Source organism: Kitasatospora sp. NPDC023118, assembly GCF_055560875.1.
In genome coordinates this window covers 149,716-162,288 of sequence record NZ_JBVHHW010000012.1, presented here as the reverse complement: position 1 = coordinate 162,288, position 12,573 = coordinate 149,716, and the positions used below count along the sequence as shown (strand labels likewise).

At 71.9% G+C, this 12,573-nt stretch carries 9 protein-coding genes; 5 read left to right on the top strand and 4 right to left on the bottom strand.

The annotated features are described in order from the left end of the window. The first annotated feature begins 58 nt into the window (after positions 1–58). The 4 genes from ACZ3UD_RS17925 to glxA all read left to right on the top strand — a co-directional run bounded on the left by ACZ3UD_RS17925 (position 59) and on the right by glxA (position 7,077). Positions 59–646, top strand: coding sequence for a DedA family protein (locus ACZ3UD_RS17925; protein WP_465588088.1), 588 nt, complete (start codon positions 59–61; stop codon positions 644–646). A gap of 358 nt (positions 647–1,004) precedes the next feature. Beyond that, a complete protein-coding gene (locus tag ACZ3UD_RS17920) occupies positions 1,005–2,285 on the top strand; it encodes a polysaccharide deacetylase family protein (protein WP_465587906.1) in 1,281 nt (426 codons plus the stop codon). A 603-nt stretch (positions 2,286–2,888) separates the two neighbouring features. Continuing rightward, the gene (locus ACZ3UD_RS17915; RefSeq protein ID WP_465587903.1) at positions 2,889–5,111 is read left to right on the top strand and encodes a glycosyltransferase family 2 protein; all 2,223 of its coding nucleotides are present in this window, start codon (positions 2,889–2,891) and stop codon (positions 5,109–5,111) included. 34 nt (positions 5,112–5,145) lie between these two features. Continuing rightward, entirely contained in the window at positions 5,146–7,077 is a 1,932-nt protein-coding gene (gene glxA / locus ACZ3UD_RS17910) for a radical copper oxidase GlxA (protein WP_465587900.1), read from the top strand. A gap of 44 nt (positions 7,078–7,121) precedes the next feature. Here the strand turns inward: glxA and ACZ3UD_RS17905 are convergent, their stop codons facing one another. The 4 genes from ACZ3UD_RS17905 to ACZ3UD_RS17890 form a co-directional block, all read right to left on the bottom strand. Continuing rightward, the gene (locus ACZ3UD_RS17905; protein WP_465587897.1) at positions 7,122–8,183 is read right to left on the bottom strand and encodes a glycoside hydrolase family 6 protein; all 1,062 of its coding nucleotides are present in this window, start codon (positions 8,181–8,183) and stop codon (positions 7,122–7,124) included. Between the two features lie 192 nt (positions 8,184–8,375). After that, positions 8,376–9,053 (bottom strand): uracil-DNA glycosylase, encoded by a 678-nt coding sequence (locus tag ACZ3UD_RS17900; RefSeq protein ID WP_465588085.1) that lies wholly within the window; start codon positions 9,051–9,053, stop codon positions 8,376–8,378. Positions 9,054–9,182: 129 nt separating this feature from the next. Next, on the bottom strand, positions 9,183–10,343 hold the full coding sequence (locus ACZ3UD_RS17895; protein ID WP_465587894.1) for a low temperature requirement protein A: 1,161 nt from the start codon (positions 10,341–10,343) through the stop codon (positions 9,183–9,185). Positions 10,344–10,501: 158 nt separating this feature from the next. Next, on the bottom strand, positions 10,502–11,281 hold the full coding sequence (locus tag ACZ3UD_RS17890; protein WP_396533123.1) for an HAD-IIA family hydrolase: 780 nt from the start codon (positions 11,279–11,281) through the stop codon (positions 10,502–10,504). A 162-nt stretch (positions 11,282–11,443) separates the two neighbouring features. On the opposite strand from ACZ3UD_RS17890, the gene ACZ3UD_RS17885 reads away from it, so the two are divergent. Beyond that, entirely contained in the window at positions 11,444–12,535 is a 1,092-nt protein-coding gene (locus ACZ3UD_RS17885; RefSeq protein WP_465587890.1) for a Gfo/Idh/MocA family oxidoreductase, read from the top strand. The last annotated feature ends 38 nt before the right edge of the window (positions 12,536–12,573 follow it).

Sequence of the window (12,573 nt, the reverse complement as noted above, 5' to 3'; positions counted from 1 at the left end):
TCGGAAGCAGCCACCTGCTCCCCCGGGCGGCGTGGAGGGAGTATGGGCCTTGAACTTCGTGGCGGCGATCGGATCCTCGTGGATCTGCGCCCTGGCGCTGTTCGCCGTGCTCGGCGACGCCCTCCTCCCCTTCATTCCGAGCGGGACGCTGGTCATCCTGGCCGTGCTCAAGACGGAGCAGATCAGCGGCGCCCCGGTGCTGCTCGCCCTCGGCGTGGCGTTGGCCTCGTTCCTGGGCGACCTCCTGCTGCTCCACCTCGCCCGACGCGGCGCCCCGGTGCTTCAGCGCCGGCTCGCCCGGCGCCCGAAGCTGGCGGCCAGCGTGGCCCGGGTCCAGCAGTCCCTGATCGAGCGCCCGCGCGGCGGGGCGGCCACGATGGTGGTGGTCGCCCGCTTCGTTCCGGCCGGGCGGACCGTCCTGGACCTGGCCATCGGCCACTCCCCCGCCCATCCGCACCGTTTCCTGCACTGGTCGGCGCTGGCCGCACTGGTCTGGGCCGCCTACATCGTGACGCTGGGTTGGCTGAACAGCCACTGGTTCAACACGGCCTGGCTGAGTCTGGCGGTCTCCTGCGCGGCGGCCACCGCCATCAGCACCGCGATCGCGCGAATAATTCGCCGCAACCGACGGCTGGCCGCGCTCTGACCGGCCCCGCACCGACCGGCGTCTTCCGGCCGCCGGGTCCCACCAGGAGCACAATTTTCCCTTGCGGGCGAAGCACCGCACCGACCGCTGACGAACTCTGACCGGGCCGGGCGGAGCGGCGGTACCGTACTCCCCTGACACCGCGCAGTGCGAAGCGTCACAGGACCGCAACAGACGACCGATCCCTGCAGCCCAGCCGGGTGCGCCCGGCGTGTTGACTGTCGTCGGGAGCTCGGCGACCCTTGGTGGCCGCTGCGGCGACATGACATGCCAACGGCGGAACATTCATCAACTGCCCGATTTGACCGGTGCGGCACACGGCCGCCCTCACCACCGGCATCGGCACCCAGGGGAGACCATGACCAGCATCTCGCGCAGGACAGTGCTCAGTGCTACCGCCGCGACCGCAGCCCTCGGCGCGGTCGCGGCCTGTTCCAGCGGCGGATCCGGGTCAGGGCAGAACTCCTCCTCCCCCTCCTCCGGCGGCAACAACGGCGACGCCAAGACCGGCACCTCCGACCCGACCCAGGCAGTGGTCCCCAAGGGCACCCCGATCGGTGACGGGTCCAACGCGGACACCGGCCCGCAGCCGAACCAGCCCAAGCCCGAGAAGCTCAAGCCGGGCGAGCGGCCGCCGCAGTTCGTGGTGTTCTCCTGGGACGGCGCGGGCGGCACCGACGACGGCCAGTTCCCCCGCTTCCTGAAGCTGGCGGAGCAGTACAAGGCCACGATGACCTTCTTCCTCTCCGGGATATACGCCCTGCCCAAGGGCAAGTCCCAGCTGTACCACCCGCCGAAGCACTCGGTCGGCGCCTCCGACATCCCGTACCTGTCGGACGGCGCGGTGAAGAGCACCCTCAAGCTCGTCAGCCAGGCCTGGCTGGCCGGGCACGAGATCGGCACCCACTTCAACGGGCACTTCTGCTCCAGCCGTCCGGACAAGAACGGGGTCAACATGTGGACCCCGGACGACTGGCAGAGCGAGATCGACCAGGCGATCGCCTTCGTCACCCAGTGGCGGACCAACACCGGCTTCACCGACGTCGACCCGCTCCCCTTCGACTACAAGAAGGAGCTCATCGGAGGCCGCACCCCCTGCCTGGAGGGTCAGAAGGCGCTGCTGCCGACCATCGCCAAGCTGGGCTGGAAGTACGACGCCAGCTCCGCGGGCGGTCTGCAGATATGGCCGCAGAAGGTGCAGGACGGAAAGGTCTGGGACTTCCCCCTGCAGTCCATCCCCTTCCCCGGGCACACCTTCCAGGTCCTGTCGATGGACTACAACATCCTGGCCAACCAGTCCGCCGGCAGCACCAAGGGCGACCCCGGCAAGTACGACGAGTGGCGCACCCAGGCCGCCAACTCCTACCTGGCCGGCTTCGAGCGCGCGTACAACAGCAACCGCGCGCCGTTCTTCATCGGCAACCACTTCGAGCAGTGGAACGGCGGCATCTACATGGACGCCGTCGAAGAGACCCTCAAGACCATCGCGGGCAAGCCCGAGGTCCGGCTGGTCTCCTTCAAGCAGCTGGTCGAGTGGCTGGAGGCGCAGGACCAGTCCACTCTGCGCAAGTTGCGCACCCTCAACGTCGGCCAGGCTCCGGCCGGCGGCTGGGACGGTTTCCTGGGCGCGGCGGGCTGACGCGCCGGGGCGCGGGGCAGTCGGTGCCGGGCTGGGGCCGGTACGGCCGGCGGGGTGTTCGCACCCCGCCGGCCGTCGTCGTTGGTGTCCAGCCAGGCCGCCGGGGAGCAGGGGGACCACGGCGACGAACAAGGCGCCCGGCCGGATCGCCTTCAGGGAACAACTCCCGGGGCGGTACGGCCGTTCACGTAATACCTCCGATGGCATCGCCGGGGCCGCCCCGGTGCCGGATTCGCTGCACTAGCACCATCGCAAGCCGCAGTGGCCGGGAACCGTAGTATCTTCACGCTTGCGCGGTGATCATTCCTCCGATCGGTTGCGATCACCGTTGCCCTCCGGGAGAGTTGAGCATGCCAAGGATCCCGCATACCCGGAGGGGAAGCCGGGTAGTGCACCGGGGTCCGGCATTCGAAGCCGCCACGCCGACCCACAACTCAACCGGTCGCACACACTCCAGGTACTGGAGGCCACGTGCTGGACGGCCCGGAAACCGCCGGATCGACGGCGGTTCGCCGGGCCGTGTTCTGCCCGGGCGACTTCGGGGCGAGGCGCAGCAACGCCAAGCAAAGCGAAGCAAGGCGCAACACTCCGGGGGGAGCAGCTATGACCACGCCGTTCTCACGACGAAAGGGCGACGGAACAGCCCGCCACGGGCGCAGTCGGGACGCAAGCAGTCGGGGCGCCGGCGATCGAGGCGCCGACGATCGAAGCGCCGGCGGTCCGAACGGTTACGACCGGGCCGCCGAGCAGCTGGACGAGGTGGTCCTGCGCGCCGTACCGGTGCCCGAAGCCCCGTACGACTACGGCCACTTCAGCCGCCTCGCCGGCCCGGCGGTCGATCCGGGCGAGGACCGGGAGCTCGGCGGCGGTGTCTACCGGCCGGAACCGGGCAGCACCGGGCGACCCGCGGGAACGGCCACCCCCTACCGCGTCCAGTACCGCAGCCTGTTGCGCCACGAGCCGCACCGGATCCGGGCCGCCCTGCTGCTGGTGGCCGCCCCACTGTTGGAGGCGATCCTGCTGGTCTGGCTGCTGCTGCCGGAGCACTGGCCGGAGCGCCCGGACGAGACCAACACCCTGGTGCTGCTCGGCGACAAGGTGATGATCGGGATCATCGCCGTGGTCGAGGTGTTCCGGCTGGTCAACGTCGTCTCCAACACCCACGCGACCCTGGTCGCCCGTGACCCGATACCCGTGACGCCGGAGTCCGGCACCCGGGTCGCCTTCCTCACCACCTGCGTGCCGGGCAAGGAGCCGCCGGAGATGGTCCGGGCCACGCTGGCCGCGGCCCGCGCCGTGCGGCACGAAGGCCCGTACGACGTCTGGCTGCTGGACGAGGGAAACGATCCTGCAATGCGCGCCCTCTGCACGGAGCTGGGCGTGCGCCACTTCAGCCGCGCCGGCCGGCCGCACTGGAACCGGCCGAAGGGCCGCTTCCGCGCCAAGACCAAGCACGGCAACTACAACGCCTGGCTCCAGGCGCACGGCGACGACTACGACTTCTGGGTGTCCGTCGACACCGACCACGTTCCGCTGCCCGACTTCTGCGAGCGCATGCTCGGCTACTTCCGCGATCCCGACGTGGCATTCGTGGTCGGTCCCCAGGTGTACGGGAACTACCGGAGCTCGGGTTCGGCCGTCACCAGACTCAGCGAGAGCCAGCAGTACTTCTTCCACGCCCTCATCCAGCGCGCCGGAAACCGTTACGGCGCACCGATGTTCGTCGGCACCAACAACGCCGTCAGAATCCGCGCGCTCCAGTCGATCGGCGGGTTGTACGACTCCATCACCGAGGACATGGCGACCGGTCTGGAGTTCCACCGGAGCCGGAACCCGGAGACCGGGGACCGCTGGAAGTCCGTGTACACCCCGGACGTGCTCGCGGTGGGCGAAGGCCCGTCCTCCTGGACCGACTTCTTCTCCCAGCAACTGCGCTGGAGCCGCGGCACCTACGAGACCCTGCTCACCCAGTACTGGCGGGTCATGTGGCGGCTGTCGCCCGGCCGGCTGCTCAACTACTCGCTGATGGTGGGCTTCTACCCGATGGCGGCGCTCACCTGGCTGCTCGGCGGGGTGTCCAGCGTGCTCTACCTGGGCTTCGGCGCCTCCGGCGTCCACGTCTCCTCGGAGATCTGGATGATGCTCTACAGCGACGCAGCCGCGCTCCAACTCCTGCTCTACACCTGGAACCGCAAGCACAACGTGAGCCCGCACGAGCCGGCCGGCTCCTCCGGGGTCGCGGGCATGCTGATGTCGGCGCTCTGCGGCCCGATCTACGCGGCCTCGCTGCTGCAGGCGCTGGTGCGCCGCCGCAGCCGCTTCGTGGTGACGCCCAAGGGCCGTGAGGCCAGCGCCGACCGACTCGGCACCTTCCGCTTCCACCTGTTCTGGACGCTGGTCTTCGGAGGCGCCGTCGCCGCCTCCTACCACACCGGCTACGACCACGTCGCGATGCGGACCTGGGCCTGCATCGCCCTGGCCCTGACCCTGCTGCCGCTCCTGATCCTGGTCGGCGACGCCGTCCGCCGACGCCGGACCCGGCCCACCGCCACCCTCACCGTGACCGGGGACCCGGCGGCGACCCCCGAGGTCGTCCTGGAGAAACGCCGCCCGCGCCACGCCCACGGCCCCCACCCGGCCCCGCTCGCGACACCCGCGCAGACCGCACCCGCTCAGGCAGTACCCGCTCAGGCGACGACGGCGCTCGACAGCCCGACGCTCACGCTCCGCCTGGCCGCGCCCGACTCCCCGACGCTCACGCTCCGCCTCGTCCCGCCGGACGACCTGGCGCCCGACCACGCCGAGAGCGGCACCCCCGCCCACTGAGCCACCCCGCCCGCCTCCCGAGGGGAGCACCACCTTGAGGATCCACAAGACCGGCCGCGCCAAGCGCTTCGCCCTCGGCAGCACCGTCGCGCTGACCGTCGCCGGGATGAACGCCCCGGCCGTCCTCGGCTTCGTCGGCGACCAGTACCACAGCTACGTGATCAACCGCCCCGAGTACAAGGCGCAGTACGGCCACTGGCAGACCCTGACGCTGCCCGCCGAGTTCCGGGTCAACGCCGTCCACGCCACCCTGCTGCGCACCGGCAAGGTGCTGATCGTGGCCGGTTCCGGCAACGACGAGAAGCAGTTCAACGCGGGCAGCTTCAAGAGCCTGCTCTGGGACCCGGCCAAGAACACCTACAAGCTGATACCCACCCCGGCCGACATGTTCTGCGGCGGCCACACCTCCCTCCCGGACGGCCGGGTGCTGGTGGCCGGCGGCACCCAGCGGTACGAGAAGCTGGACGGCGCGGTGAGGAAGGCGGCCGGGGTGATGCGGGTGCGCAACGAGAGCCCGGAGCGCGACCGCACCTTCCCCAAGGGCACCGTCTTCGTCGCCCCGAACGGCCGCGAGTACGCCAGCACCGTCCCGGTGACCGTCCCCGCCGCGACCAAGACCGGCTCCGGCAAGCAGACCGTGGTCACCGCGGGCGAGCAGCACGTGTTCGTCGAGGCGGTCGGAGAGGGTCCGGACTACGTGGCCGACTCGCCGGCCCAGTACCGGATCAAGGGCCTGACCGGCACCGACGCGCACAACCTGTACGGGCAGAACGAGAAGATGACCCTGGACAAGCAGGAGTACCAGGGCATCCGCTCCGCCTTCGAGTTCAACCCGGACACCGAGCTCTACGAGCAGGTCACGGACATGGCGCACGCCCGCTGGTACCCGACGCTGACCGGGCTGGGCGACGGCCGGGTGGTCACCGTCTCCGGGCTGGACGACACCGGGGAGATCCTCAACGGCAACGACAACGAGGTCTACGACCCGAAGACCAAGACCTGGGCCAAGGCCCCCGACCGCTACTTCCCGACCTACCCGTCGCTCTTCCTGACGGCCTCCGGCAAGCTCTTCTACTCGGGCTCCAACGCCGGTTACGGCCCCGCCGAGAAGGGTCGCGAGCCCGGTGTGTGGGACCTGTCGAACAACAGCTTCCAGCCCGTCCCCGGCCTGCGCGACCCGGGTCTGACCGAGACCTCCTCCTCGGTGCTGCTGCCGCCCGCGCAGGCGCAGAAGGTCATGGTGCTGGGCGGCGGCGGGGTGGGCGAGTCCCCGCTGTCCACGGCCCGCACCGACATCGCCGACCTCTCGGCCGCCAAGCCCTCCTTCACCCCGGGCCCGGACCTGCCGGCCGGCGGCACCCGCTACCTCAACAGCGTGATCCTCCCCGACGACACCGTGTTCACCACCGGCGGCTCCAGCGGCTACCGCGGCCGGGGCGAGAGCGACCTGCTCAAGGCACAGGTGTACCACCCGGATTCCAACAGCTTCACGACCGCCGCCGAGCCCACCGTCGGCCGCGACTACCACTCCGAGGCGCTGCTGCTGCCGGACGGCCGGATCGCGGTGCTGGGCTCCAACCCGCTCTTCGCGGACAAGGCCGAGACCCAGCCGGGCGGCTTCGAGCAGCGGATCGAGGTCTACACCCCGCCGTACCTGTACCACGGCGACCGCCCGGAGGTGACGGCCGCGCCGGGGGCGGCGAAGCTCGGCGGCACCCTCAAGGTCGGCGCCTCCCGGCCGGACGCGGTGACCACCGCCAAGCTGATCCGGCCGAGTTCGGTGACCCACGTGACCGACGTCGAACAGCGCTCGGTGGCCCTGGACATCACCGGGCGCACCGCCGATGGGGTCTCGCTCACCCTCCCGGGCAACCCCGGCCTGCTGCCGCCCGGCTGGTACATGCTGTTCCTGACGGACGCCGCCGGCACCCCGTCGGTCGCCCGCTGGGTCCAGGTCACCGGATAGCGGCTCACCGCGCACGAAGCCACCCGGGCGGTCGGCGCAGCGGCTCAGCGCGCCGCCCGGGCCAGCCCCAGCGCGTACGGCAGCCAGAACTCGCCCGCCCGGGGCTCGCCGCGGCCGCACTCGCCGTCGGACTCCCCCGGGTTCTTGATCCACAGGTAGGCGTCGACGTTCGGCCGCCCGGTCCCGGTGGTCGGCGGCTCGCCGAGCGCCCGGCCGGGCGGGTTGCACCAGGCGTCGGAGCCCAGCGAGCCGTTGCCGCTGCGGCTGGTGTCGATGACGAAGTGCTTCCCGCCCAGGGCGGCGGAGAGCCGGTTGCCGTACGCCTCGTTCCGGTCGGTGGGGTAGAAGTTGGCGACGTTCACCGCGAAGCCGTCCGCCGCGGCGATGCCCGACTTGCGCAGGGCGGCGACCAGGTCGTCCGGGTCCTGCGCCCAGCCCGGGTTGCCCGCGTCCAGGTAGACCCGGACGTTCGGACGCTTCTTCAACTCCTGGACGGCGAAGGCCAGCAGGCCGTACCGCTCGGCGGCCAGGTCGCCCTTGATCCCGCAGGTGTCCAGGGTGTGCGCGACGGCGTCCGGCTCCAGTACGACCCAGGCCTTGCGGTCGCCGAGGGCCTGGGCGACGCCGGTGATCCAGGAGCGGTAGGTGGCCGCGTCGGCGGCACCGCCGGCCGAGTACTGACCGCAGTCGCGGTGCGGGATGTCGTACGCGACGAAGACGGCCGTCCGGCCCGCCTTGGCGGCCCGGCGGCTGACCTGCTCGGCGATCCGCTGGGCGCCCTGTTCGCCCAGCCATTGCGAGGAGGGCTGGCCGGCGATCCGCAGCAGGGTGTCGGCCTCCGCCGTGCGGCCCTGGCTGCGCAGCGTGGCGACCTGCCGGGCGGCGTTGGTCTGGTCGGAGACGTAGAAGACCTGTCCGGGGAGCTGGTCCGGGCCGCCGGGTTCAGCCGTCGTGCTGGGGACCGCGGCGCTCGGGGCCACGACACCGGGGGCGGCCTTCGCGCCGCCGCCGTCCGGGCCACCACCGCAGCCGGAGACCATGAGCGCCGTCAGGCCCGCGACCAGCGCGGCCCACCGGATCGTTCCCGCCCGTCCCACCCCGTGCACGTACCGCCCCTTTGAGCCGGCCCCGCCCCCTGGACCGGTCCGGCGACCGGTCGGCACCAGCTAAGCACACCCGGCCCGGGCCGACGGCCGACAGCGGTGAACGGCAAGTAGCCGTGGGTGAACGGGAATCCGATCCCGTCCACCCACGGCCACCAGGCCTGGGCCCTGCGTCGATCCAGCCCCGGCCGGACGTCAGCCCTGCTTCAGGTCCGGCACCCGCCAGTCGATCGGCTCGCTGCCGAAGCCGTCCAGCGCCGCGTCGATCTGCGAGAACGGACGGCTGCCGAAGAACAGCTTGGCGGACAGCGGCGACGGGTGCGCGCCCTGCACCACCACGTGCTTCTCGGTGTCGATCAGCGGCAGCTTCTTCTTGGCGTAGTTGCCCCACAGCACGAAGACCACCGGCTCCTCGCGCGCGCTCACCGCCTTGATCACCGCGTCGGTGAACTTCTCCCAGCCCTTCGCCTTGTGCGAGTTGGCCTCGTGGGCGCGGACCGTGAGCACCGCGTTGAGCAGCAGCACGCCCTGCTCGGCCCAGTGCATCAGGTAGCCGTTGTCGGGGGCGGGGACGCCCAGGTCGGCGTCCAGCTCCTTGAAGATGTTGCGCAGCGAGGGCGGCGTCTTCGTCCCGGGCAGCACCGAGAAGCTCATGCCGTGGGCCTGGCCGTCGTCGTGGTACGGGTCCTGGCCGAGGACGAGCACCCGGACCTTGTCGTACGGAGTGGCCTCCAGCGCGGCGAACTCCTGGCCGCTCGGCGGGAACACCTGGTGCTGCGCGCGCTCGGCCGCCACGAAGGCCGCCAGCTCCGCGAAGTACGGCTTCTCCGTCTCGGCGCCGAGCACCTCGCGCCAGGACTCGGGCAGTTCCAGCCCGCCGCCCTCGCCGGCCTCGACCACGCCCGCCTCGACCGTGTCCGTCACGACATCTACCTCCCACACCGCGGCTGCCGCGCCGCCTGCCCTCTTACACCCCGAACGCTACACAGCCCCACCGACAGCTCACTCCACAGGAGCCGCCCCGGCGGCCGAGGCAGCAGCCGAGGCGGCGGCCGTCGCCCGCACCACGCGCAGGTGCTCCAGCGCGTTGAGCACCACCAGCAGCCCGGCCAGGGCCACCAGCACCACCAGCGCCGGCAGCCGCACCATCACGGGCAGCAGGCCCAGCACCACCACCGCGGCGGCGATCCGGGTGGTCGAGACCTGACGGAACATCATCCAGCGGGTGTAGCCGAAGGTCAGCAGGTACAGCCCGCATCCGCCGTACAGCAGCGCCACCGACCCGGCGCCGAGCGCCTGCCGGGGGTCCGCGACGGTCTCCTCGAAGCCGACCGCGACTCCGATCACCCCCGCGGCCAGCGCCAGGTGCCCGTACTGGAAGATCCGCCGGACCACGTCCCGCCGCGAGTCGGCGACCTCCACGGCGTGCCGCATCGCGTCCGCCGCGAACACGAAGTACTGCCACCACAGGCCCGCCGAGATGGTGAACGCGGCGGCCACGGCGGTGAGCTCGGCCGCGTCCAGCCGGGCCCCGGCCGCCGAGGCGCCGATCCCGACGATCGACTCACCGAGCGCCACCAGCAGGAACAGCCCGAACCGCTCCGGCATGTGCGCCGGGTGGTACGCCACCGCCGCGAGCCGCCGCCGGAACACCAGCGGCGCGGCCAGGTCGCAGAGCGCGGCCGCCGCCCACAACGCGAGCCGCGGCCCGTCCGACAGCAGCCCGCCGGCCAGCAGCAGCGGCCCGCTGACCAGCACGCCGGCGCCGTACGGGCCGCGCCAGACGCCCGGGATGCGGACCAGCAGGAGCAGCAGCACCACCCGGGCCAGCCAGTACGCGGCGCCGAGCAGCAGGCCCCGCCGGCCGTACGCACCGGGGATGGCGAGCGCCATGAACAACCCGGCCAGGCCGACCAGCAGGATGCCCAGGCGGTCCCGCAGGTTGTCCACGTCCCGGATGTTGGCCTGCACGGTGGTGCCGACCCAGCACCAGTACACCGGCACGAACACCACCAGCGCCCGGATCAGGCCGGTGGCGTCGTGCTGGTGGTGCAGCAGCCCGGAGACCTGGGTGATCGCGAAGACGAAGACCAGGTCGAAGTAGAGCTCCGCCCAGGTGACCCGCTTCTCGCCCGGCTCCTCCGGATCCCCCGTCGTACTCATGCGCCCACCTCTCCCCCAGCCTCCGGCCGGGGGTACCCCCATCGCTCGCTCATCCGCGCCCTGCCTCCCCAACCCCACGAACCCGACCGCCCCCGCAGAACGAGGCGGCCCCGCCCCGGCGCTCGGCCGGAACGGGGCTCGCGACAGCACCGCAGAGGCTAGACCAGCTCGACCAGGTCCGCGATCGACTTGACCACCCGGGTCGGCCGGTACGGGAAGCGCTCCACGTCGGAGGCGGAGGTCAGCCCGGTGAGCACCAGGATGGTCTCCATGCCCGCCTCCATGCCCGCGACGATGTCGGTGTCCATCCGGTCGCCGATCATCACCGCCGTCTCCGAGTGGGCCCCGGCGGTGTTCAGCGCCTCGCGCATCATCAGCGGGTTGGGCTTGCCGACGAAGTACGGCTCGACGCCGGTCGCCTTGGTGATCAGGGCCGCGACCGAGCCGGTGGCCGGCAGCACGCCCTCGGGGGAGGGGCCGGTCTCGTCCGGATTGGTGCAGATGAACCGGGCGCCCTGGTTGATCAGGCGGATCGCCTTGGTGAGTGCCTCGAAGGAGTAGGTCCGGGTCTCGCCGAGGACCACGTAGTCGGGGTTGTTGTCGGTCAGGACGTAACCGGCCTGGTAGAGCGCGGTGGTGAGCCCCGCCTCGCCGATCACGTACGCGGTGCCGTTCGGGCGCTGGCTCTTGAGGAACTTCGCGGTGGCCAGGGCGGAGGTCCAGATGCACTCCTCCGGCACCTCCAGGCCCATCCCGGCCAGCCGGGCGCTGAGGTCGCGCGGGGTGTAGATCGAGTTGTTGGTGAGCACCAGGAAGGGCTTGCCGGACTCCCGCAGCCTGCGCAGGAACTCCTCCGCCCCGGGGATCGGCGTGCCCTCGTGGATGAGGACACCGTCCATGTCGGTCAGCCAGGACTCGATGGGCTTGCGGTCTGCCACGTGCGTGTCTCCCGAAGTGTTGCAGCGTCTTGCGTGGGGCCCTGACGCGGCACAGCCTAATCCGCGCAGGTGGCCGGGGACAGGACGTCCCGCTGGACGGGATGCGACGATCGTCCGGCGGAAACCGGGAGCAACCGGGCGGCTCGTGATTGAGTAGGCCGCATGAACCCGCAGACGACCTCCCACCGAGTGCCCGATCGAACGCTGCGGGTCGGCCTGATCGGCTACGGCCTGGCCGGCTCCGCCTTCCACGCCCCGCTCATCGCCACCACGCCGGGGCTGCGGCTGGACGCCGTGGTCACCGCCAACCCCGAGCGCCGCGAGCAGCTGCGCCGCGAGCACCCCGACGCCCGGGCCGTGGACACCCCCGAGCAGCTGCTCGCCGACCCGGACGCGCTGGACCTGGTCGTCATCGCCTCCCCCAACCGCACCCACGCCCCGCTCGCCCGCGCCGCCCTGCGGGCGGGCCTGGCCACCGTGGTGGACAAGCCGCTGGCCGCCACCGCCGCCCAGGCGCTGGAGCTGTGCCGGCTCGCCGAGGCCCGGGGCGCCCTGCTCTCGGTCTTCCAGAACCGGCGCTGGGACGGCGACTTCCTCACCGCGAGCCGGCTGGTGCGCGGTGGCGCGCTCGGCCGGGTGCACCGCTTCGAGTCCCGCTTCGAGCGCTTCCGTCCCAAGCCCAAGCCGGGCTGGCGCGAGCTGGCCGATCCGGCCGAGGTCGGCGGCACCCTGTACGACCTGGGCAGCCACCTGGTCGACCAGGCGCTGACGCTGTTCGGGCCGGTCGAGACGGTGTACGCGGAGATCGACGTGCGCCGCGACGGCGCGGTGGTGGACGACGACGCCTTCCTCGCCCTCACCCACGCCTCCGGCACCCGCTCGCACCTGTGGACCAGCGCCATCACCCCGCTGATCGGCCCCCGGCTGCGGGTACTCGGCGACACCGCCGGGTACGTCAAGCACGGCATGGACCCCCAGGAGGCCGACCTCCGGGCGGGCCGCCGCCCCGACGGCAGCCACCCGTGGGGAGCCGACCGGCCCGAGCAGTACGGCACCCTGGGCAGCGACGAGTCCCCGATCTCGCTGCCCACCGATCCGGGCGACTACCCCGCCTTCTACGCCGGCATCGTCGCCGCCCTGACCGTCCCCGGCACCCCACCCCCGGTCGACCCGCGCGACGCGGTGGCCACGCTCACCGTCCTGGAGGCCGCCCGCACCTCCGCGGCGACGGGGACGGCGGTCCGGCTGGACTGACAGGCAGCCACGCGACATCCCTGGCGGCGGCTCGGCCG

Coding starts and splice junctions, on each gene's coding strand:
- ACZ3UD_RS17920 (WP_465587906.1), top strand. CDS start 1,005: ATGACCAGCATCTCGCGCAGGACAGTGCTCAGTGCTACCGCCGCGACC.
- ACZ3UD_RS17915 (WP_465587903.1), top strand. CDS start 2,889: ATGACCACGCCGTTCTCACGACGAAAGGGCGACGGAACAGCCCGCCAC.
- ACZ3UD_RS17895 (WP_465587894.1), bottom strand. CDS start 10,343: ATGAGTACGACGGGGGATCCGGAGGAGCCGGGCGAGAAGCGGGTCACC.
- ACZ3UD_RS17885 (WP_465587890.1), top strand. CDS start 11,444: ATGAACCCGCAGACGACCTCCCACCGAGTGCCCGATCGAACGCTGCGG.